We start from the raw sequence: 23,523 nt of genomic DNA on the forward strand, positions 1-23,523 counted from the left end.
GCGTAGACTGAGCCACATGGCGAATCACGGCAACGGCACACGCAATCCACGCAACGGCAACGCCCTCGACGAACTCAGACGCTGGGGCGTCTTCCTCGGCGTCGCGCTGGCGCTCTCCGCGCTCGTCTGGCTCGGCTGGACGGTCGTGCGGAACCGCGACGTCGCCGCCGTGTTCGAAGGCGGCGACGCGGCGGACGGTGCCGTGACGATCGGACTGACCGGCGCGCCCGACTCGCTCGACATCCGCACCGCGTCCGGCGCGCAGTCCGACCGATTGAGCCGCGTGCTCCTCGGCAACGTGTACGAGACGCTGCTCGACGTGGACGACAAGAACCAGATCACCGGCGGTCTCGCATCGAAGTGGGAGACGTCGGCGGACGGCAAAACGCTCACGCTCACGATGCGCTCCGGCCTCACGTTCGCGAACGGCCACACGCTCGACTCGACCGACGCCGTGTGGTCGATCCAGCAGGCCGTGGAAGGCAAATGGCCGGACGCGGAGGCGAAGTTCAAGCGCCTCGCCTCCGTCACGAACCCGAATCCGACGACGGTGGTCATCACGCTCAGCGAGCCGGATCCGACGCTCACGCGCACGCTCACCGGCCGCCTCGGCATCGTCTACGATTCGGAGGCGAAGATCGACTACGCGAAGCGGACCGCCGGTTCCGGCCCGTTCACCGTCGACTCGTTCAAGGACGGCGTGATGACGCTCAAGGCGCGTTCCGGCGGCGGCGCGAAGGTCGGCACCGTCACGCTCAAGTATTACGCCGACGACGACACGATGATGAAGCAGGCCGATTTCGGCGGCCTCGACATGGTCCTGCCGGATTCCGCGACCTCCGCCGACCATCTCAACGGCGATTCCTCGTTCACGACGACGACCGGTTCCAGCACGCGCAAGGTGACGCTGCTCTACAACAACGACGCCGACTCGATCCTCTCCGACGTGCAGGCGCGGCAGGCGATGCGCCTCATGCTCGACAAGTCCGCGCTGGCGAACGGCCGCGCGGACGTCGCGCAGGTGCTCGGCGGCCCGATCGGCCCGCTCGAACCCGGCTACGAGGACCTCACCTCCATACTGCCGTTCGACAGCGCGAAGGGACGGTCGATGATGAGCTACTTCTCCTCCGGATACATCGGCACGCTGAAGCTCGTCACCACGGCCACGTACACGTCGCTGGCGCAGGCGATCGCCGCGCAGTACCAGACGGTGGGCATCCCCGTCGACGTGGAGACGGTCGACGCCACGCAGCTCGACCAGCGCGCGCAGTCACGCGACTTCCAGCTCATGCTCACCGAACTCGACGGCGAGGACGGATCGGCGATCTTCGCGACGCCCGACTCGACGCCGCACTACACGAACGCGGACGCGCAGTCGCAGTACGCGGCGGCGGCGGGCGCCGCGAACGAGACGGACTATGCGAACGGACTGAAGACGTACGCGCGCACGGTGAGCGAGGACGCGGCCAGCGACTGGCTGTACGCGAAGCGCAACGCGGTCGCCGTGAAGAAGACGCTGAACGGCTATCCCACCCAGCTCACCGACACCCGACTGCCGTTGAAGGACCTCGCAAAACAGTAGGCGTTGTCACCTAAGCCGCATAAACTCGCGTGTATGACTGAAGCCAAATCCATCACGGCCAACCTCACCCCGCTCCCCGACCGCGTGGGCGTGGACGGCCTCGAAGACAAGTGGCGTGCCGTCTGGGACGAACAGGGCACCTACAAGTTCAACGACACCCGCGACCGCAAGGCCGTGTACTCCATCGACACCCCGCCGCCCACCGTGTCCGGCCACCTGCACGTGGGCCACGTGTTCTCCTACACGCACACGGACGTGATCGCCCGCTTCAAGCGCATGCAGGGCTTCGACGTGTTCTACCCGATGGGCTGGGACGACAACGGCCTGCCGACCGAGCGTCGCGTGCAGAACTACTACGGCGTGCGCGTCGACACCTCCCTCAAGTACGATCCGGACTTCAAGCCGCCGTTCGAAGGCACCGACGGCAAGAAGATCGACGCCAAGGACCAGGTGCCGTGCTCCCGCCAGAACTTCATCGAACTGTGCGAGAAGCTGACCGCCGAGGACGAGAAGCTGTTCGAGGCGCTGTGGCGCAAGCTGGGTTTGTCGATCGACTGGTCGCAGACCTACCACACGATCGGCGAGCACCCGCGCCGCGTCGCCCAGAAGGCGTTCCTGCGCAATCTCGCCCGCGGCGAGGCCTACCAGAAGGACGCCCCCGGCCTGTGGGACGTGACCTTCCAGACCGCCGTGGCCCAGGCCGAGCTCGAATCCCGCGAATACCCGGGCTTCTACCACAAGGTGGCGTTCCGTTTCGAGGACGGCACCCCGATCTACATCGAGACGACCCGCCCCGAGCTGCTGGCCGCCTGCGGCGCGCTGATCGCGCACCCGGACGACGAGCGCTACAAGCAGTACTTCGGCCAGTACGTCTACTCCCCGCTGTTCAAGGTGAAGGTGCCGATCCTCGCGCACCCGGCCGCCGAGATGGACAAGGGCGCCGGCATCGCCATGTGCTGCACCTTCGGCGACGTGACCGACGTCGAATGGTGGCGTGACCTCGACCTGCCGACCCGTCCGATCATCCAGCGCAACGGCCGCATCATCATGAACGTGCCGGACTGGATCACCGACGAGGGCGGCAAGGCGATCTTCGCGGAGACCGAAGGCAAGACCACGTTCTCCGCCCGCAAGATCATCGTCGACCACCTGCGCGAGTCCGGCGACCTGGACGGCGAGCCGACGCCGACGAAGCGTATGACGAACTTCTACGAGAAGGGCGACAAGCCGCTCGAGATCGTCACCTCCCGCCAGTGGTACCTGAAGAACGGCGGCACCGACCAGAAGCTGAACGCCGAGCTCATCGAGCGCGGCCGCGAGCTCGAATTCCACCCGGACTTCATGCGCGTGCGCTACGAGAACTGGGTGCACGGCCTGAACGGCGACTGGCTGATCTCCCGCCAGCGCTTCTTCGGCGTGCCGTTCCCGCTGTGGTACCCGGTCAAGGAGGACGGTTCGGCCGACTACGACCATCCGATCACCCCGTCCGAGGACATCCTGCCGATCGACCCGACCACCGACGTGCCGTCCGGCTACACCGAGGACCAGCGTGACGTGCCCGGCGGCTTCACCGCCGAGAAGGACATCATGGACACGTGGGCGACCTCCTCGCTCACTCCGCAGATCGTGACCCGCTGGGAGGAGCCCGGCGAGGAGAATCAGGCCCTGTTCAAGGCCACGTTCCCGATGGATCTGCGCCCGCAGGGCCAGGACATCATCCGCACCTGGCTGTTCAGCTCCGTGGACCGCGCGCACCTCGAGAACAAGTGCCTGCCGTGGAAGCACACGACGCTCTCCGGCTGGATCCTCGATCCGGACCACAAGAAGATGTCGAAGTCCAAGGGCAACGTCGTCGTGCCGAACAAGCCGATCGAGCAGTTCGGCGCCGACGCGGTGCGCTACTGGGCCGCCGCCGCGCGCCTCGGCCTGGACGCCACCTACGACGAGGGTCAGATGAAGATCGGTCGCCGTCTGGCGATCAAGCTGCTCAACGCGACGAAGTTCGCGCTGGCCATCGGCCGCGAGGACGAGAACCACCACGTGTCCTCCGGCACCGAGGCGGTCTGGGATCCGGCCGACGTGACCGAGCCGCTCGACCGCGCCGCCATGGCCCGCATGGCGCTCGTGGTTCGCGAGGCGACCGCCGCGCTGAACAACTACGAGCACTCCAAGGCGCTCGAGGCCATCGAGAACTACTTCTGGCAGTTCTGCGACGACTACATCGAGCTGGTGAAGAACCGCGCCTACGGCACCGCCGACGCGACCGGCCACGTGCCTTCCGAGGCGGCCGTGCGTTCCGCGCGTACCGCGCTGGGTCTCGGCCTCGATGCGTTCACCCGCCTGCTCGCGCCGTTCCTGCCGTACGCCACCGAAGAGGTGTGGAGCTGGATGCACGCCGGTTCCGGCTCGGTGCACCGCGCCGCATGGCCGACCCCGGACGTGTACGAGGCGGCCGCGTTCAAGGTGGCCCCGGAGCTGCTCAACCACGCCGGCGAGGCGCTGGCCGCGCTGCGTGGCATCAAGTCCAAGGCGAAGGTCTCGATGAAGACGCCGATCCTGTCCGTCACGCTGGGCGTGGCCGACGACGTGCGCGAATCGCTGGCCGGTGCGCTGGACGACATCGCCGAAGCCGGCCGCGTGGTGGGCAAGATCCAGTTCGCCGGTCTCGCCGCCGCCGTCAAGGCCGCCAAGGAGACCGTCGACGCCGCCCGTGCGGCAGCGAAGGACGCCGCCAAGGAGGCCAAGGCCGAAACCGAGGCCGCCGCCGAAATCATCGTCGAGCAGTCCGAACTCGGCGAGCCCCCGGCCAAGAAGCCGCGCAAGTAGCAGCGGGCGCGGCGGTCTCCCGCCGCGCAGCGAGTGTCCCTGCCCTTTGCCTCCCTCTGATGAGGGAGGTGGCGTGCAGCGCCGGAGGGAGAGACCGCGCCACAGGCGCCACAGGCGCCAAAGACCCGCGCTCCGCGCATCCGATTCCCGCTCCCCCTTTCAGAGGGAGCTGTCCGGCCAAAGGCCGGACTGAGGGGGGCAAGAAGGCCCAACCCTTCCACCCACCTCACCTCAAGGGGCTCCGACCACTACACCCGGTCGGAGCCCCTCTCTTATTCCGGGCGATAACGCACCGCCTGAGTTATCCACATCCCTGCAAGAGGTACCGCATCGTTGCGGAATAAGCGTCCGGAGGGCATTATCCACATCCTTCCGATAAGATTCCCTCTCCCATCCCTGCTCCTTTACCGTTGTCCGTACCACCCAATGTTCGGCTACCGAATCACGGAATCCACGGAAAGGAAGGGTACAGTAAAGAAGCCAGCGCCCGATAATCCTCCACACGATCAGCAAGAGGGTACTATCGAAACCAACAACGAAGGAGATGCCTATGACGGCCAAAACGATGCTGAAAGCCATATCAACCGGCACTCTGCGTGGGCTGGACATCGTGACCAGACCGATGCCGATGGACATACTGCACCACCGCCGCGAAGAACTCCGGAACAGGAATCTGATGGCGGAATCCTGGACCGCCGTAGGCAGGAGCTTGACGCAATCGATGAACTCCTACGACATGACCCCCAAGAGCTGAACCTCGTATTGGAACGACGTTTCTCAGGACCGTTGCCGGCTCCCGAAACGTTGGAAGCATACCATCGCATAGATCCAGCTCTTCCCGGAGAAATCGTGGGTATGGCGAAAGCACAGCTGAATGCCAATATCACCAACGATTCGCGTCTGGTACTTGGAGACGTAACTGCCGTCATCGTCGCATCGATAGCGTCATCCACGCTGCCATGGATTGTGTGTATCGTAGGACTGCTTAACGGGCAAAGTGCCGCGGCTATTCTCGGTGGTGCCGCCGGAGTCGCCATTGCCGGTGCCTCCATCATCCGAGCGATTCGAGGCAGTGCTAAAAATCCCGACGACGGAACCAACGATTCTGAAGTGCCAAGGAATCTAAAAAAGTCTAAAGAATCTAAAAACTCTAAAAAAGTCTAAAACACATTTTCTTCACATCCGCATTGCTTCCGTAGCCCACATGCGCGGCCCACATGCGGCTCCGCCTTCCCATGGTGCGGCAACACACTTTCTCCACAACGTTGGAATTCCGCCATTTTCGCGCACCGCACCATGAGGGATTTACCGCACCATGGGAGAATCACCGCACGGTGGGAGGTATTGCACGGGTGTGGTTACCGCATCATGGGGTTATTTATGCGCGGAGCTCATAGGCCGGGCTGGATGATGAGGAAACGGGTGAGGGAGCCCGTGGCGGATGCAGCGGACGTGTTGTCGGCGGCACCCGCGGTGTCCGCACCCGCAGCGTCCGCGGCACCGGACGTCCTGCCACCCAGCTTCGCTTGAACGTCGGCATTGGCGAGCAGCGTTTGGATGAGTGCGCCGGCGTCGCCGAGCGACGCGGCATCGTCGATGAGCTGCGTGGTGTCGATGACGAGACGCGTGCCGGAACCACTGGCACCAGCAGAACCCGCCGCACCCGAACCCGCCGCACCGGCGGCACCGTTCATGCCGATGTACGGCGACAGTTGCGCCAGCGCGGATGCCACCGCGCTGGCCGCAGAGGACGAATCCGACGCCGACTTCGTCGCGTCACCCGCCGTGCCCGTCGCCGAGGATGCACCATCCGCCGCACCATCGCCCGAGCCAGCCGCGTCACCCGAGTCCGCCGCATCATCCGAACCAGCTGAACCGGCCGAGTCGCCCGAACCGTTCGAATCCGACTTCCCGCCGCTGACGCCCGGCACACCGCCGGCGAACTTCATCACGTCGCCGGCATCGGCTTTGCCCGCGTTCTCGTCGACCACGGTGGTCGTCACGTCGTCGCTCGATTGTTTCGCGGCGCGACGCTCGGCCGCGGCCTGACGCCGTAGACGTGTCGTCTCGGCGCGTGCGGCGAGCGAGTCGTCGCCGGCCATGGCACGATCAACGAACCGTCCCGCCGACGCGGCACCGGATGCGGCCCCCGCACTCTTGGCACCGTCACCAGAAGCACCGTCACTGCCGCCAGTCGTATCGCCATCAGCCACGCCAGCACCCGCGCCGGAACCAGCCGAACCCGAACCGTTCAGTTCCCCCGCGAATCGCAGCAGCACTTGCCAATACGCACTACCCGCGCCGGTACGCTCGCGCGCCGCGGCGAGCGCAGCCATCGCCGCATCCACCTTCGCAGTATCATCCGCATGCGCATTACCGGAAGAACCGGCGGCGCCACCATCCGCCGCACCGGCACCAGCATCGCCACCATCACCGCCGACGCCGGTGATTCCGAACTCCTTCGCCGTGGCCTCGTTCGCCTCGCCCGCATGCACGGACGCCTCCGCCGACGTCCCGCCGGTCAGCTCGCTCAAGTGCTTCGTGTACGCGTCCGTGTAGGCCATCGAATACGGGATCATCGCCTGCGAGAGCTGCGACTGCCCGGCCGCGTACTCCTTCGCACCTTCGGTGGTCTCTTCGCCGGCGCGACGACGCAACGTGTCGGCGAGTCCAGTGGTACCCTGCGTGCGCACGATGCGAATCACCTGGTCGAGCGCGTCGGCGGCGCCCGTGTGCTGGTGCGCGGAGGCGAGCGCGTCGGTCGCGTCCGCCTCGCCGAGCACGGCGGCGGCGAGCGGAGTGTCGCCGCTGAGTTCGCCGGCCGTGCCCATCAGGGCGGTCAGCTGCGTCGACGACCCGATCGACCCGGACAGGTGGTTCGTGTACGACCCGACGTAGGCGGTCATGTATTCGGCGAACGCCTTGTCGTAATCGGCCTGTTTCGCGGCGATTTCGCTGGTGGCGAGCGACCGTTCGAGGTCGCGCAGCGTGGTGAGCTTGTCGATGAGGTCCTGATGCGCGCCCGCATTCCCGGCTCCCGCACCGTCACCGCCGCCGTTCCCGGCACCGGAATCCGGATCCAGCGTTCCGTCGCCCATCGCCGCGGCGGTCGTGGCGAGCGCGGAGACGTCGTTGGAGTCACCGGCCGAGGCGACGACGAGATCGCCCATCGTGAATTTCTCCGCGGTCATGTAGCAGTCGAGGCGTTCGCCGACGCGCAGCAGGGCGGCGACGACGGTACTCGAGCCTTGCGTCGTGATGACGGCGTCATGGTTCGCGTTCACGTCGTCGGCGACGCGAGTCGGTATCGTGAACGCGACGAGCATGCGCCGCGATCGCATGGCGCGCGCCGCATCGCCGCCGAACAACGACGGTGAAAGTTCGATGTGCACGCCGACGAGTCCGCTGGAACCGGCGACCTTCTCGCGGCTCACGTTCGGACCGTCGAGCGAATAGGTGACGTGCGCGCCGACCGGCAGCCGTCGCGCGCCGGCGCGCACGCGCGTGACCGCGCGCGATGCCGCCGACGCCGCGTCGCCGCCGTCCGTCAGATACAACGCGCCGGCGCCGCCGCCCACCTCGGTCACGGTGAGCACGTCGTGGCCGGCGAGCGCCGGGATGGCGTGGTATGCGGCGAGCGCCGCCGAGCCGCCCGCGCCGCCCAAGGCGAGCGCCGCCGCGACGACGACCGCGATCGCGCAGGTCAACGCGTTGCGGCGGCGGTCCGTAGCGTGGCCCATGGCACCTCACCTCCCAACTGTTTCCGGTGTTCATGTTTCCGGTGTTCCTGTTGCCGACGTTCCCGTTTCCGGTGTCCCGTTACCGGCATCCTCCCACGGGAATCCGGCGGCCGGAATCCTTGTACCGGATTCCCGGCGCCCGCGTGTCGTATGGTTCCGTCTTCTCACGCGAAAGGCCGCGCACCGGCATGGTGTCGCGGCCTCATCGCGCGTACGTCAGTAAATATAGTCGACCGGTGAGTGCACTCGGCCGTCGCATAGTCGAATGGAATCGGGCGCAGCCGCCTGGGGAAACGGAGAGATCAGGCGAAGACGTCCAGCACGCCCGGGTCTCCCCCGGCCTCGGCGATGCGCTGGTGGCGCTTCTTCGCCTCGGTGACGACGAATTCGCGGTACATCTCGGCGATGTCCGGATCGAGACCCGCGGCCACGGCGATGCGGTGGAGGCGTTCGATCTGGTAGTCCTCACGTTTGTAGTCGGCGGGCGCGAAGCCGGCGCGCGCCTTGAGCACGCCCACCTGCGACGTGTATTTGAAGCGTTCGGCGAGCAGGGAGACGATGGCCGTGTCCACGTTGTCGATGGACTGGCGCAGCGCTTTGATCTTCGCCACGGTTTCGGCGGTCTCGGGATCCTCCGCGGCCTTCGCGGAGTCGATGACGGTGGCGTGTTCGCCGGGATTGCGGGTGACGGTGGCGCTCAGCCAGTCGCCGCCGTCTTCGGATGCGGTCGTGCTCGTCGTTTCAGTCATACGAGCTACCTTACTCCAACCGGACTGTCGGGGCACCCCCTCGGTCCGGCGTGCGCCGGACGGCTCCCCCCTCAAGGGGGCGCAGGAAAACCCCGAACAGCCGGAACCCTCAGTACCGGTAGTCCGGGCCGATGGTGAGGGCGTCGTCGTGGGTGCGGCCGGTGTGGATCGCCTCGTTGGCCTGGGCGATCTCGTCGGCCGAATAGTCGAGCGCGCGGCCGTCGAGCTCGTTGACGGGGATGATCCAGCCGCCGTGCGTCATGTACAGACGGTCGGCCTCGCGCAGTTCGGCGATCGGCAGCTTGCGGTATTCGATGGACTTGCCCTCCTGCCGCGCCCACGCGAACAGTTCGCGCTGGGACGTGCCGTTGAGGATGCCGATCGACGGGTCGGGCGTCACGAACGTGTCGCCGTAGCGGGCCACGATCGACGAGTTCGGGCATTCGAGCGTGTAGCCGTCCTCGGTGTAGAGCACGGCGTCGCCGACGCCGCGGCGCGCGCACTCGCGGTGCACGGCGCAGTTGAACGCGTAGCTGAGCGTCTTCGCGCCGTTGAGCAGCCACGGCGCGCGTTCGGTGATGTCCGACGGGTAGCCGCGCGTCATCGAGGCCATCGTGATCGGGTCGGTCTCGTGCAGCGTGCCCTTCGCGTCGAGGAAGATGAAGACGGTGGGCGTGCGGTCGGACGCCTTGCCCACGCCGGTGTCCGGATCGAGGCCGCGCGAGACGATGATGCGCAGCAGCGGGCCCGGTTCGGGGTCGTCGTACGCGTCGATGACCTGTTCGACGCCGCGCGTGATCGCGTCGAAGTTCGGTTTGGGCAGGTCGACCATCGCCGCGGACTGGGCGAGACGGCGCAGATGGTTCTCCAACGAGACCGGGTACCCCTTCCACACGGTCGTCGCCTCGAAGATGCCGTCGCCGCGCAGCACGCTCAGATCGAACGCGTTGATGTTGAGCCCGTTCGGGTCGACCAGCGTGATGAGATCGGCGTCGCTCACCTTCTCGTCGCCGAACATCGCCTTGCCGTTGCCCATTCCCAGCACGATCGAACTCATCTCGTTCTCTTCCCTTCCATTCCGTCGTCCTGTCGTCCCGCCGTCGGGCCCGTTGCCGGGCCCATCCGCCGGATTCCGTTATCCGCGCCCAACCTAACCGCGGATTGTTTCATGTGGAACAAGCCGCGTAGCACGGTCGAAATGCAACAGTCACAAACGGACATGAACCGTAACGCGGCACGACCGTATCGTGTCGGACAGCACAGGAATGGGGGATGTCATGACCGCAATCGCAGACAAGACCGGAATCACGGAGACCGAGAAAACCACGGAAACCGCCGGAACCGCCGACGACCCGGCACCCGCACTGAACGCCGATTCCACCCCGGAGGCCGCGCGCCTCGCCTTCCGCGACGGACTCGTGCGCCCGACCTGCGGCATCGCGAAAGGCTACGCGCAGGCGAATCTGATGATCCTGCCGAAGGACCTCGCCTTCGACTTCCTGCTGTTCGCGCAGCGCAATCCGAAACCATGCCCGCTGCTCGAGGTGATGGAGGCGGGCGAGACCGAACCGGTCACCTGCCCCGGCGCGGACATCCGCACCGACGTGCCGCTATACCGCGTGTGGGAGCACGGCAAGCTCGTCGCCGAAGTGCCGGACATCACCGGTTATTGGCGCGACGACCTCGTCACGTTCGTGATCGGATGCAGCTTCACGTTCGAATTCCCGCTGATGGAGGCGGGCGTGCCGGTGCGGCACATCACCGCCGGCCGCAACGTGCCGATGTACGACACGTCGATCGCCTGCCGCCCGGCCGGCGCGTTCCACGCGAACATGGTCGTCTCGATGCGCGGCATCCCGTCCACGCAGGTCGCCGACGCGGTGCGCATCTCCGGCTACTACCCGTCCGTGCACGGCGCGCCCGTATGCGTCGGCAATCCGGCGGCGATCGGTGTCACCGACCTCACGCACCCCGACTACGGCGACGCCCCAATCCTCGAAAACGGCGACGTGCCGGTCTTCTGGGCGTGCGGCGTGACCCCGCAGGCCGCCGCGATGGCCTCGAAACCGCCATTCGCAATCACCCACGCGCCCGGCCACATGCTCATCACCTCGAAACGCGACCTCGACTACATGGTGTGAGCCACGCGCAATCGGAAAGGACGGATACGGACATGACCACCATCGATCTGAACAGCGACATGGGCGAAAGCTTCGGACGCTGGAAGCTCGGCGACGACGAATCGCTGCTCACCGTCGTCTCCAGCGCGAACATCGCCTGCGGCTTCCACGCCGGAGACCCGATCGTGATGCGCCGCACGCTGGGAAACGCGGCGGCGAACGGCGTCGCGGTAGGCGCGCACATCGCCTACCGCGATCTCGCCGGATTCGGCCGCCGATACGTCGACGACACTCCCGACGAACTCACTGCGGACGTGATGTACCAGCTGGCCGCGTTGGAAGGTATGGCGAAGGCCGCCGGCACGCGCGTACGGTACGTGAAACCGCACGGCGCGCTCTACAACCGGATCGTCACCGACGAAGCGCAGGCGCGTGCGGTGGTCGAGGCGATCCGCGCCGTCGACCCCGCACTCGCGCTGCTTACGTTGCCCGGTTCCGTGGTGGGCCGCGTGGCCGAGGCCGCCGGACTGCGCGTGTTCCGCGAGGCGTTCGCCGATCGCGCGTACACGCCCGACGGCACGCTCGTCTCGCGTCGCCTGCCGGGCGCGGTCATCGCCGATCCGGATGCGGTCGCCGCGCGCGTCTCGTGCATGGTGACCGATGGCACGGTCAAGGCGATCGATGGCACGATCGTGCCGATCCACGCCGACTCGGTATGCGTGCACGGCGACTCGCCGGCGGCCGTCGCGCTCGCGAAGGCGGTCCGCGAGCGCCTCACCGCCGACGGCGTGACGATTCGTCCGTTCGCGGCGTGAGGGGACGGTGAGCGCGATGACCGACGCTGGAACCGACGCCACGACCGGCGTGAAGGATGACGCCACGAACCCCGATGCGCTGCGGTTCCTGCCTTGCGGCGAAACGGCGATGATCGTCGAATGCGCCGATCTGCACGCCGCGCTGGAACTGTATGCGGCGATCGAAGCGGCGGCTTTCGACGGGGTGACGACGGTGCTGCCGGCGGCGCGCACGGTGTATGTGGCGTTCGACCCGCTGATTGCGGCGATTGCGGCGACGAATGTGCATGGTTCCCGTGCGAACGTGCATGGTTCGCCGATGAATGTGCATGGTTTGGGGGCAAACGTGCAGGATTTCCGAAGTATCCTGCAGTCGAAAATCACGAACCTGCACGGTGGGGTGCTGAAGACCCGTGATGCGCGGGTCGTGGAGATTCCGGTCGTCTATGACGGCGAGGACCTTGGGAACGTTGCCAAATTGCTCGCCATCAGCCCTGAACAGGTGGTCGCGCGGCACTCCGGGCACGCGTGGAAGGTCGCGTTCGGCGGGTTCGCGCCCGGCTTCGACTACCTCGTGGACGGCGACCCGATCTTCGACGTGCCACGCCGAAAAGCGCCGCGTTTGGCCGTTCCTGCGGGGTCGGTGGGGCTCGCCGGCACGTTTTCCGGCGTCTACCCGCGAGCCAGTTCGGGCGGCTGGCAGCTCATCGGCAGAACCTCCGTTCCGATGTGGAACGATGCCATGAACCCGCCCGCGCTCCTCCGCCCCGGCGACACCGTACGATTCACGCCGGCGCGCGCCGAAGCCACGGTCCGGCGCGCTCTTCAGCACGACACCCCACACGTTGCCCCGGAAAACCTGCACGTCGCATCGGAAAACCTACATGATGCCGCCTCAACCGTACAGGTTGACGGCTCAACCATGCACGTTGACGGCTCGACCATGCATAACGCCCCTTTCTCCGCCCCCGCTGGCGGGGGCTCCCGCGGAGCGGGTGGGGGTGGTCGGTTGGTCAGTCCCGCCGGCACCGCATCTGCCACTCCTGCCGCCCTCGAAGTCGTCAATCCCGGCATTCTCGCCACGTTCCAAGACGCCGGCCGCAACGCGCCCGAAATGGGCGTCACCGGTTCGGGCGCGGCGGACCCGCGGACCTTCCATCTGGCGAACGAGCTGGTCGGCAATCCCGCGCACACCCCGGTCATCGAGCTGACCGCCGGCAATGCCTCGTTCACCGCCCACGGCGACCTCACCATCGCCGTCACCGGCGCCCCGGCCCCCATCACCATCACCTTCACGCACACCAATACCGACAAAAGTTCCCGACACAAGCCGGGTGAGGATGGTCGTCGGACCGGCATCCGCCGCAATCCGGAGCCCGCCTTCCCCATCACCCGTCAGGAGGCGTTCCTGCTGCGCGACGGCGAGACCGTGACGATCGGCACCCCCACCGCGGGCCTGCGCGACTACATCGCCGTGCGCGGCGGATTCGCAGTCCCCACGATTCTCGATTCCGCCTCCACCGACACGATGAGCGGCATCGGTCCAGCCCCGCTCAAGCCCGGCGATCTCCTCCCCGTCAATCCCCTCTCCCGACTCCCCTACCCCATCGCTACCATCGGACTGCCCCAGCCGTGGCCGGATGATCTGCCGCGCGTCGCCGCCAACGCCGGCACCGACGTTGCCGCGCCCGCCCCCACCGAGTTCGCCGTCACGCTCGGCCCGCGCGACGACTGGTTCACCGACGCCGGCATCGCCACGTTCCTCGGCACCACGTGGACCGTCACCGCCCAGTCGAACCGCGTCGGCCTCCGCCTCGCCGCACCGTCTTCCGTACCAGCGGCAGCCTCCACACCAGCCGATACATCGGCCGTACCGGCCGTGCTCTCCCCCAGTCGGCTTCGCCGACAGCCCCCTCGACAGAGGGGGCCAATCCCATCGTCCGCGCCGCACACGTCAGCCGCACCCACCGCGCCGGCCGTATCCTCTGGCTCCCCCATCATCGAACGCCGAGACCCACATGCCGAGCTGAAAAGCGAGGCAACCGTCCCCGGCAGCATCGAGGTGCCGGGCAACGGACTGCCGCTCATCTTCCTGCGCGACCAGCCGGTGACCGGCGGCTACCCGGTGATCGCCGTGCTCACCCGTGCGGCCCTCGCCACCGCCGGCCAACTCCCGCCCGGCGCCCAAGTCCGTTTCACCATCAACACCCCCACCCACGACCCGGCTCCCCTTGACAGGGGAGCTGTCCGGCGAAAGCCGGACTGAGGGGTAGACCACCGCACTGGTCAGCCGGTCTCTCCCCCAGTCCGCTTCGCGGATGGCCCCTCGTCAGGGGGCCGATTCCGCCCACAGCACCAGCCCACGTCCACGTACACCCTATCCACACGTCCACGTACACCCCGCGAAAGAAGCACCTTCCGATGTCTACCACGTCAACCCCACCAGCCACAGCCACACCCACCACACCAACACCAACCCGCCCCCGTCTCTCCCGCGTCCTCGTCGCGAACCGCGGCGAAATCGCGGTGCGCATCATCCACGCGTGCCATGACACGGGTCGCACAGCCATCGCCGTCTACGCCGACCCGGACGCGGACGCCCTGTTCGTCCATCTCGCCGACGAAGCCTACGCGCTCGACGGCGTGACCCCGAAGGACACCTACCTCGACATCGCGAAAATCGTCGACATCGCAACAACCAAGGCCCACGCGGACGCCGTGCACCCCGGCTACGGCTTCCTTTCCGAAAACGCGGACTTCGCGCAGGCGGTCATCGATGCCGGACTCACATGGATCGGCCCGAGCCCGGAGACGATCCGCATGCTCGGTTCGAAGGTGGAGGCGCGCCGCATCGCCGCCGAGGTTGGCGCGCCGATGGCCCCGGGTACGACGGAACCGGTGCACGACCCGGCGCAGGTGGTCGCGTTCGCCCGCGAGCATGGTCTGCCGCTCGCCATCAAGGCCGTGTATGGCGGCGGCGGGCGCGGCCTCAAGGTCGTCCACGAGCTCAAGGACGTCGAGGAGGCGTTCGTCTCGGCCACGCATGAGGCGGAGGTCGCGTTCGGCAACGGCGACTGCTTCATCGAACGCTTCCTCGCCCGCCCACGTCACGTGGAGGTGCAGGTGCTCGGCGACCGTGCCGGCCGCGTGGTCGCCGTCGGCACGCGCGATTGTTCGCTGCAACGCCGCAATCAGAAGCTCATCGAGGAGGCGCCCGCCCCGTTCCTCGCGCCGCAGACCGAGGACCGGCTCAAGCGCGCGGCGGTCGCGATCTGCGAGCGCGCGCGGTACACGAGCGCCGGCACGGTCGAGTTTCTGGTCGATCCGGACGGCACGATGTCGTTCATGGAGGTGAATACGCGCATCCAGGTGGAGCATCCGGTCACCGAGGTGACGAGCGGCGTCGATCTGGTGGCAGCGCAGTTCGCGATCGCCGAGGGCGAGTCCGCGGCGGACATCGTCGCGCGGGCCCGTGCCGACGCCGGTCTGCCGCCCGTCGGCACAATCACCGCGACCGGCACGCCTACCGCAGCCGGCACTCCTGCCACTCCCGCCGCTCCCGGCACGACCGGCACGCCTACCGCAGCCGGCACTCCTGCCGCAGCCGACGCCGCCGGAACTCCCGCCTTCCCCTCCCGCGGTCACGCGATCGAGTTCCGCATCAATGCGGAGGACCCGTCGCGCGGATTCGTCCCGTTCCCCGGCACGATCGACGGTCTGCGCGCGCCGAGCGGTCCCGGCATCCGGTTCGATACGGGCGTCGAGGCCGGTTCGATCGTGCCTGACCAGTTCGATTCGATGCTGGCGAAGCTCGTCGTGTGGGCGCCGACGCGCGCCGCGTGCTTGGCACGCGCGCGTCGCGCCCTCGCCGAGCTGAAGATCGACGGCGTTCCGACGGTCAAGGCGTTCGACGAGACGGTCATCAACGACCCCGATTTCACCGCAATGCCCGTCAGTGATATCACCACGGTTGCGCGCGACTCCGGTGATATCACCACCGTCACGCACGATTCCCGTGATACCACCGGTGTCGCACCCGACTCCCGCGATATCACCGACGCACGTGACGCCGCGACGCCCTCCTCTGATCGTTTCCGCGTCTACACGCGATGGATCGAAGAGGACCTGCTGCCGCGCACGGACGCCGCGACGCTCGCGTCCGGCGCTCCCGGCGCGCGCGGCGTCGCGCCGCAACCGGTCAATGCGTGGATTGAACTGGATGGCAGACGCATGCGGCTCGGCCTGCCCGCCACGCTCGCCGCGTCGCTCGCTGGCGTCGGCGGCCTCGCCGGCGCAAATGGTGCGAGCGGCCTCGCGGGTTCCGCCGCACCCGCGTCCGGCATCGCCGGTACCGCGGGCGCGCCCGGTGTTGATGCGCGACCGGCCGGCGCGATCCGTTCGACGATCACCGGCACGGTGGTCCGTTGGCTCGTCGATGACGGTGCGACGGTCGCCGCCGGCGACCCGGTGGTCGTGGTCGAGGCGATGAAGATGGAGACCGAGATCGACGCCCCCATCGCCGGAACCGTCCACCAGCAAGCCAAACCCGGCGACTCCGTCGCCTTCGACGGCCAATTAGGCGAGGTCCGCTGACCTTGGCCCCCTCTGACGAGGGGGGCCAAAGTAGGCACCCCCTCAGTCCGCTATCGCGGACAGCTCCCCCTGAAAGGGGGCGCAGGGAAACGGTGACTGCTTTGCGCCCCCTTGAGGGGGAGCTGGCGGCCGCAGGCCGACTGAGGGGGTTCCGTGTACACCACAAGAGAAGGGAATCATCATGGACAGCAATACCGCTTCAATCGCGAACCTCGCGAGTTGGCGCTTCTACCCGCGGATCGCGAAGATCGCGAACCTGGCGAGCCGCGACGTGGGCCGCGGCTCGGAGACGCTGATGACGTTCTCGCGCGGCGACCTGTTCCGCGCGGCGCGCCAGCTCGTCACCGGGAAACCGGCCAAGGCGCTCGTCGTCACCGGCTTCTATATCCCGAAGGCCCAGGTCCCGGCCGCCGAAACCGACGGACCGCTGGGCGCGTTGGAGGTGTGCATGGCGTTGCGCGCGATCGGCGGCGACGCGTGGCTCGTCACGGACGACTGCTGCGAATCGGTGATCCGCCCGAGCGCAGCGATGATGCTGCCGGACGACCACATCCTCATCGCGCCGGTGCGCGACCGGTTCGACGGATGGATGAACGGCGTCATCGACCTGGCGAAGGCGAACGACATCGACACGATCATCTACATCGAACGCGTCGGACCCGCGGCGGACGGCCATCCGCGCAACATGCGCGGCATCGACATCACCGAGTGGACGGCGCCGCTGAGCCGGCTCACGCAGCTGCAGCTGCACACGATCGGCGTGGGCGACGGCGGCAACGAGATCGGCATGGGCCGCGTCGCCGAATACGCGATCGAGGGCGTCGTCGACCATGGCGAGAAGATCGCGTGCCGTGTGGCGACGGACGAGCTCATCGTGTCCGGAACGTCGAACTGGGGCGCGCACGCGCTCGTCTGCGCGATGCGCGCAATGGGACAGCCGGCGATCGACCCGTATCTCAAGTCCGCGTGGCATCGCGAGACATTGGCGACGATCGTCGCGCACGGCGGCCTCGACGGCGTCCACATGACCAACGTCGCCACCGTCGACGGTCTCGACCCGGACCGCTACTACGCCGAAATCGACGCCCTCAGCGCCCTCGCGGCGTAAGCGCGCGTCTTCACCCCCTCAGCCCGCCGTCGCGGACAGCTCCCCCCCTCAAGGGGGCGCAAAGGAATCGTGTATACGCCACATTCCGGCTTTCTTGCTCCCCCTGCAGGGGGAGCTGGCGGGCGAAGCCCGACTGAGGGGGTCTCCCGTACCCCCAGACGCGACAGAGGCGGTTCCCGGAATCACCCGGAAACCGCCTCTTCGTCGCTGCGGACTCGCGGTCCATCACCGCGAACGCGCAACTTCCCGCGACTGCGATCACCCGACTCACGCCTTCGGCACGGAACCCTCCTGCGCGTGGTCGAAGACCGGCTTGTTGTTCGCGTCGAACTTGTAGATGCCAATCGACGCGGTGGACGGGTCGTGCGCGTCGTTGAACGGTCCGATGCTGGCCTGGCCCTTGTACTGGATGTCCTTGCCGTCCTTCAGCAGCGCGAGGCACGCCTTGTACGAGTCGCACTTCTCGCCGCCGCCCACGCCGGACACGGCGGGCAGGTTCTTGGCCACGGTCTTGCCGTCGGTCGCGCCGCCCTTCTGCGCGGCGAGCGCGGCGAGGATCACCGCGTCGTATGTCTCGGCCGCGTAGGTGAAGTCCTTGACCTTCGGGTCGATCTTCTTCACGCGCGCCTGGAACTCGTCGGTCGGATGCGCGCCGGGGATGGTGCCGACGGTGCCTTCCAGCAGTCCCGCTTCGAAGTCGTCGGAATGGTCGACGGTGTTGCCGTCGGTCATGTACAGCTTGTGCGTGTCGATGCCGGCGGTCTTCAGCGCCTTGACGAGCGAGACGGTCTGGTCGAACGCGATGACGAGCACGGCGTCCGGCTTGGCGGCCTTCACGGCGGTGGCGATCGACGAGAAATTCGTCTCGGTCGGATCGAACGTGTCCTTCTCGCCGTAGACGACGTTGACGCCCGCGTTCTCGACGGTCTTGACGACGACGTCACGCAGCGACGTGCCGTATTCGTCGTTGAACACCGTGATGGCGAGGTTCTTCACGCCCGCCTGGGCGATGACCTGGCCGAGCACGGCGCCCTGCACGGTGTCCGGCGGAATCGTGCGGAAGAAGAGGTCGTTGAGGCCACTGAACGCGGTGGAGGTGGCGCCGTTGGAAATCATCGGCACGCCGGCCGCGGTCACCTGCTTGTAGCTGTTCTTGACGACGGAGCTGGACGGCGGGCCGATCACGACAGACGGGTTCTTGCTCAGCACGGATTGCGCGGCGGCCGTGTTCTGGTCGGCGTGGTCCGCGTCGGACGTGTCGGCGGTGGTGCCGGACGCGTCCTTGCCGAGCACGCCGCCTGCCGCGTTGATGTCGTCGACGGCGAGTTTCAGCGAAGCCACGTTGGACGGTCCGATGTACGCCATCGAACCGGTGGACGGGAACAGTCCGGCCGCCAGGAACGCGCCGGAGCCGCCGCTCGCGCCGCCCGACCCGCTCGCGCCCGAATCGCCCGAGCCGGCCGAGCCGCAGCCGGCCAGCGCCATCGCCGCGGCGGCGACCAGCGCCGTCAACGCCATGATCCTCGTGTGCGTCGTGTTCTTCGTTCGTGTCTTCCTCATAGCCTCATCACGTTCCTCTCTATGCTTCGTGATGTCGGGATTCCCGCTTGATGATTCGTATGAACCGTTCGCTTGAATCTTGGTTCCCGACGGTACGAGGCGCGTGATTCGGCCGCATTGTTCCCGTGTAACCGCCCGGTGACGCCCGAAAACCCGCGGAAACGCGGTGCACTCACCGGTAATCCCCCCGAAACGAACAAGCCCCGTCCGTAACAATCGTCACGGACGGGGCTCACGATGTCCTCGGCTCCCCTTGTCAGGGGAGCTGGCCGGCGCAGCCGGACTGAGGGGTAGTCACCGGCGGTTCAGGACCGGCAGGACCGGCAGGACCGGCAGGACCGGCCAATCCAGCAACCCAGCCGACCGGCTCCCTAACTCAGTTGCCGTTAACCGAGCCGCCGCCGGTCTGCTGCACGATCGCGGCGAGGAAGTCGCGGTTCGTGGCGGTCTTCTTGAGGCGCGGCACGAGCGTCTGGTATGCCTGCTCGGGCTCCATGCCGCCGAGCAGTCGACGCAGTCGGTAGACGACCGGCAGTTCCTGCGGCGCGGTGATGAGCTCTTCGCGACGCGTGCCGGACGCGTTGATGTCGATGGCCGGGAAGAGTCGCTTGTCGGCGAGTTCGCGCGACAGGCGCAGCTCCATGTTGCCGGTGCCCTTGAACTCCTCGAAGATCACCTCGTCCATCTTGGAGCCGGTTTCGACCAGCGCGGACGCGATGATGGTCAGCGAGCCGCCGTTCTCGATGTTGCGGGCCGCGCCGAAGAACTTCTTCGGCGGGTACAGGGCCTGCGCGTCGACACCGCCGGAAAGGATGCGGCCGGAGGCGGGCGCGGCGATGTTGTAGGCGCGCGCGAGTCGGGTCATCGAGTCGAGCAGCACGACCACGTCCTGACCGAGCTCCACAAGTCGCTTCGCGCGCTCGATGGCGAGTTCGGCGACGGTGGTGTGGTCGGAGGCGGGGCGGTCGAAGGTCGAGGAGATGACCTCGCCCTGCACGGTGCGCTCCATGTCGGTGACTTCCTCCGGACGCTCGTCCACGAGCACGACCATCAGGTGGACTTCCGGGTTGTTCGCGGTAATCGAGTTGGCGATGTTCTGCAGCGTAATCGTCTTGCCGGCCTTCGGCGGGGAGACGATCAGGCCACGCTGACCCTTGCCGATCGGCGAGACGATGTCCATGATGCGGCCGGTCAGCTTGTTCGGCGTAGTCTCCTGCTTGAGTCGCTCCTGCGGGTACAGCGGCGTCAGCTTGCTAAACTGCGGGCGGTTCAGCGCCTGCTCGACGGTCATCCCGTTGATTGAATCGATGGACTGCAGCGGCACGAACTTCTGACGCTGGTTGCGGCGGTCGCCTTCGCGCGGCGCGCGGATGGCGCCGTGCACGGCGTCGCCCTTGCGAAGACCGTACTTCTTGACCTGTCCCATCGAGACGTACACGTCGTTCGGGCCCGGCAGGTAGCCGGACGTGCGCACGAACGCGTAGGAGTCGAGCACGTCGACGATGCCGGCGACCGGCACGAGGTCGTTCTGTTCGCCGCGGGCGTCGCGGTCGCCGCGCATGTTGCGGTCGCCGCGATCGTCGAACCGCAGGTCGCGCACGTCGCGATCGGCGTCGCGACGGTCGTCACGGTTGTTGCGGCGGTCGTCGCGATCGTCGAAGTCGCGTCCGCGACCGCGCAGGCGACGGCCGCGACGATCCGCGTGATCGTCGCGCGCGTCGCCGCGGTCGCGACGCTCGCCGCGCATGTTGCGGTCGTTCCGGCCGCGGCGCGGCTCCTCCTCGTCGTCCTTGCGCGGGGCGTTGTCCTGCGTGGGGAGCGTGGCGAGGATGTCGTCGAGGTCGCGCACGACCTCCTCCTGCGGCTCCTTCTCCTCGGACGGGCGACGGCGGCGACGCACGTTCGCGACGATGATCTCGTCGCCGTTCTCGTCGATGGTGTGGCGACGGCCGCGCGGATGTTCCGGCTCGTCGGTCGCCTTGCCGAGGTCGAGCGTGTCGAGCAGGTGCGTGGTGTCGATGAGCGGGGTGTCGGCCGCGGCGTTGGTGCGGCGGTCGCGACGGGCGGGACGCTCCTCGTCGTCGTTCCTGCGCGCGCTGCGACGGGACTTCGGCGCGGGAAAGTCGATGGCGTCGATCGGCGATTCCGCGGTCTGGGCGGCCGGCTGGGCCTCGGTCTGGGCGGATTCGGCGGATTCATGATTCGTCGCGGACTCGGCGACGGGGGCCTCGGTCTGGGCGGAGGCCTGTTCGGCCGCGTTCGATTCGGTCGCGGCGGCCGGCTGCTCGTCGGACTTCGCCGCGGTCTTCGCGCTCTTGGCGGCGGTCTTGGCGGAGGACTTCGTGGTCTTCTTCGGAGCGCGCACGGTGACGCCTTCGGGAGCCGCACCTCCGGAACGCGCCGCCTGCAGCGTGGCGAGCAACTCCGGCTTGCGCATGGTCGACGTGCCGCGCAGACCCATCTGCTTGGCGAGCTCCTTGAGCTCCGGCAGCTTCATATCCTCAAGATTCTGGCTATTGGCCACGGTGTTCTTACCTTTCCACAGCGCCCACCGTTACGGCATACCGCACCGGCACGCGCCTGAAATGTGATTGCGGCCTTGGCCGCTACGAAACGTTCGCCGCAATGCAATGCCCGCGAACTGCACTCACTCTACAACGTCGAGCCGACCAACGCAAAAGCCCCCTCGGGGAACCGAGGGGGCTATGCAGGACGTGCCTTACCGACTACTTCTGTTCGTGGTAGGACTTATCGGTGTTGACCGACCACACGTTCTTCTTCGAGGTCTTGCCGGACTTGATGTTGCCGACGGCCTCGATGGCGGTGGCCATGGAGTGGTCCATGTTGTTGTAGCGGTGCTGGCCGTTGCGGCCGACGCAGTAGAGGTTGCCGAAGCCGTCGAGGTATTCGACGAGCTCGTCCATGCGGGAGTAGGTGTCGAAGTAGGCGGGGTACGCCTTCTTGACGCGTTCGCGGTGGGAGTCGAGCACGTCGGCGGGACCGTTGATGACGTGCATGCGGGTGAGCTCGGCGATGGCGAACTTGGTGGCCTCCTCCTCGCTCATGTTCCAGAAGGCGTCGCCTTCCTCGCAGAAGTATTCGAGGCCGATCCACACGGTGTTGTCGACGTCCTTGACGAGGTACGGGCTCCAGTTGTTGAAGATCTGGAGGCGGCCGACCTTGTAGCCCGGGTCCTGCACGTAGATCCAGCAGTCCGGCACGATCTGCGGGGTGCCGAGCGTGGGGATGTCGGTGGTGTTCTTGAGGCGCAGGTGCTTGACGAGCAGGCCGACGGTCACGAAGTCGCGGTACGGCAGGCCGTTGGCGACCTCGACCATGTCGGCGGGGGCGTGCGTGCCGTCGACGGATTCGCGGCCGGCGTCGATCGCGTTGACGAGGTCCTTGACCGGCATCGAGGAGATGAACTGGTCGGCGGTGAGCTCGTTGCGGTTGCCTTCGGAGTCCTCGGTCACGACGGACGTGATGTGGCCGCCGTCCTGACGGACCTCGACGACCTTCGCGTCGGTGACGACCTTGACGCCGGCGGCCTCGCAGTTGTGCTCGACGGTCTCCCACAGCTGGCCGGGGCCGTACTTCGGGTACCAGAACTCCTCGATGAGGGAGGTCTCGACCTCGGCGTTGGAGCGCTTCTTGGGCATGAGCTTCTGGAACGCGTTCTTGAGCACGCCGAGGATGGACAGGCCCTTGACGCGCTGCGCGCCCCAGTCGGCGGAGATCTGGGAGGGGTGGCGTCCCCACAGCTTCTCCGTGTAGCCCTCGAAGAACATCGAGTACAGCTTGCGGCCGAAGCGGTTGATGTAGAAGTTCTCGAGGTTGTCCTCGGGCAGCTTGTGGATCATCGACTTGAGGTAGGAGAAGCCGGCGACCATGGTCAGCTTGAAGCCCATCGCCTTGAGCGTGTTGGGGCTCAGGGAGATCGGGTAGTCGAAGAAGTGGCGATTCCAGTAGATGCGGGAGACGCGGTGGCGCTTGAGCATCACCTTGTCTTCCTTCTCCGGATCAGGGCCGCCCGGCTCCATGTCGTGCTCGCGGCCGAGCTTCTTGTCGTCGTAGGAGGGCGCGCCCTGCAGCGGCAGGACGTCCTTCCACCAGTCCATGATGCGGTCGTCCTTCGAGAAGAAACGGTGGCCGCCGATGTCCATGCGGTTGCCGTTATGCTTCACGGTGCGCGAGATACCGCCGAATTCGCGGGTCTCCTCCAGAACGGTGACGTCATACTTGTCGGCGCCGCCGTCCTTGATGAGCTCCCATGCCGCGGTCAGGCCCGCCGGGCCGCCGCCGATGATCACCACGGATTGCTTGTCGGTCACGTTCATCTCCTTATAACAAAAATCACGCATATCCTACCGGAGCGCCCGGAACCGCACGCCGCACATGTGCGGATACACACAGAATCATCCCCATCATCGTCGCCACAACGTGACGGAAGT

General features: G+C 67.1%; 15 protein-coding genes. 9 read left to right on the forward strand and 6 right to left on the reverse strand.

Annotated elements, in window-relative coordinates:
• Positions 1-16 precede the first annotated feature (16 nt).
• From AC1AYD_RS06040 to AC1AYD_RS06055, 4 genes are all read left to right on the forward strand, one after another.
• Positions 17-1,582, forward strand: coding sequence for an ABC transporter substrate-binding protein (locus tag AC1AYD_RS06040; RefSeq protein WP_476544829.1), 1,566 nt, complete (start codon positions 17-19; stop codon positions 1,580-1,582).
• Between the two features lie 33 nt (positions 1,583-1,615).
• Positions 1,616-4,408, forward strand: coding sequence for a valine--tRNA ligase (gene valS / locus AC1AYD_RS06045; protein WP_476544830.1), 2,793 nt, complete (start codon positions 1,616-1,618; stop codon positions 4,406-4,408).
• Positions 4,409-4,958: 550 nt separating this feature from the next.
• Positions 4,959-5,162 (forward strand): hypothetical protein, encoded by a 204-nt coding sequence (locus AC1AYD_RS06050; RefSeq protein WP_476502698.1) that lies wholly within the window; start codon positions 4,959-4,961, stop codon positions 5,160-5,162.
• Between the two features lie 101 nt (positions 5,163-5,263).
• Complete coding sequence (locus tag AC1AYD_RS06055; protein ID WP_476502699.1) at positions 5,264-5,572, forward strand: hypothetical protein; 309 nt, start codon at positions 5,264-5,266, stop codon at positions 5,570-5,572.
• A 227-nt stretch (positions 5,573-5,799) separates the two neighbouring features.
• Here the strand turns inward: AC1AYD_RS06055 and AC1AYD_RS06060 are convergent, their stop codons facing one another.
• From AC1AYD_RS06060 to AC1AYD_RS06070, 3 genes are all read right to left on the reverse strand, one after another.
• On the reverse strand, positions 5,800-8,148 hold the full coding sequence (locus AC1AYD_RS06060; RefSeq protein WP_476544831.1) for a hypothetical protein: 2,349 nt from the start codon (positions 8,146-8,148) through the stop codon (positions 5,800-5,802).
• A 302-nt stretch (positions 8,149-8,450) separates the two neighbouring features.
• The gene (locus AC1AYD_RS06065) at positions 8,451-8,897 is read right to left on the reverse strand and encodes a chorismate mutase (RefSeq protein ID WP_165784867.1); all 447 of its coding nucleotides are present in this window, start codon (positions 8,895-8,897) and stop codon (positions 8,451-8,453) included.
• A gap of 109 nt (positions 8,898-9,006) precedes the next feature.
• A complete protein-coding gene (locus AC1AYD_RS06070; protein WP_476544832.1) occupies positions 9,007-9,954 on the reverse strand; it encodes an aminodeoxychorismate lyase in 948 nt (315 codons plus the stop codon).
• A gap of 220 nt (positions 9,955-10,174) precedes the next feature.
• Here AC1AYD_RS06070 and AC1AYD_RS06075 point away from each other — a divergent pair, with 220 nt between their 5' ends.
• The 5 genes from AC1AYD_RS06075 (at position 10,175) to AC1AYD_RS06095 (ending at position 17,512) form a co-directional block, all read left to right on the forward strand.
• Positions 10,175-11,038 carry a putative hydro-lyase gene (locus AC1AYD_RS06075; protein WP_476544833.1) on the forward strand — a complete coding sequence of 288 codons (864 nt, stop codon included), beginning with the start codon at positions 10,175-10,177 and terminating at the stop codon, positions 11,036-11,038.
• Positions 11,039-11,070: 32 nt separating this feature from the next.
• Positions 11,071-11,832: a LamB/YcsF family protein gene (locus AC1AYD_RS06080; RefSeq protein ID WP_476544834.1), complete on the forward strand. Its 762-nt coding sequence runs from the start codon at positions 11,071-11,073 to the stop codon at positions 11,830-11,832.
• A gap of 16 nt (positions 11,833-11,848) precedes the next feature.
• Complete coding sequence (locus AC1AYD_RS06085) at positions 11,849-14,077, forward strand: 5-oxoprolinase subunit B/C family protein (RefSeq protein WP_476544835.1); 2,229 nt, start codon at positions 11,849-11,851, stop codon at positions 14,075-14,077.
• A 155-nt stretch (positions 14,078-14,232) separates the two neighbouring features.
• Positions 14,233-16,404, forward strand: a complete 2,172-nt coding sequence (locus AC1AYD_RS06090) for an acetyl/propionyl/methylcrotonyl-CoA carboxylase subunit alpha (protein ID WP_476544836.1) — start codon at positions 14,233-14,235, stop codon at positions 16,402-16,404.
• A gap of 181 nt (positions 16,405-16,585) precedes the next feature.
• Positions 16,586-17,512, forward strand: coding sequence for a glutamate cyclase domain-containing protein (locus tag AC1AYD_RS06095; RefSeq protein ID WP_476544837.1), 927 nt, complete (start codon positions 16,586-16,588; stop codon positions 17,510-17,512).
• A gap of 267 nt (positions 17,513-17,779) precedes the next feature.
• Here the strand turns inward: AC1AYD_RS06095 and AC1AYD_RS06100 are convergent, their stop codons facing one another.
• From AC1AYD_RS06100 to AC1AYD_RS06110, 3 genes are all read right to left on the reverse strand, one after another.
• Positions 17,780-19,072 carry an ABC transporter substrate-binding protein gene (locus tag AC1AYD_RS06100; protein ID WP_476544838.1) on the reverse strand — a complete coding sequence of 431 codons (1,293 nt, stop codon included), beginning with the start codon at positions 19,070-19,072 and terminating at the stop codon, positions 17,780-17,782.
• Between the two features lie 376 nt (positions 19,073-19,448).
• Positions 19,449-21,596 carry a transcription termination factor Rho gene (gene rho, locus AC1AYD_RS06105; RefSeq protein ID WP_476544839.1) on the reverse strand — a complete coding sequence of 716 codons (2,148 nt, stop codon included), beginning with the start codon at positions 21,594-21,596 and terminating at the stop codon, positions 19,449-19,451.
• A 202-nt stretch (positions 21,597-21,798) separates the two neighbouring features.
• Positions 21,799-23,403, reverse strand: a complete 1,605-nt coding sequence (locus AC1AYD_RS06110; protein ID WP_476502709.1) for an NAD(P)/FAD-dependent oxidoreductase — start codon at positions 23,401-23,403, stop codon at positions 21,799-21,801.
• Positions 23,404-23,523: the final 120 nt, after the last annotated feature.

Source organism: Bifidobacterium sp. LH_426 (genome assembly GCF_056356875.1).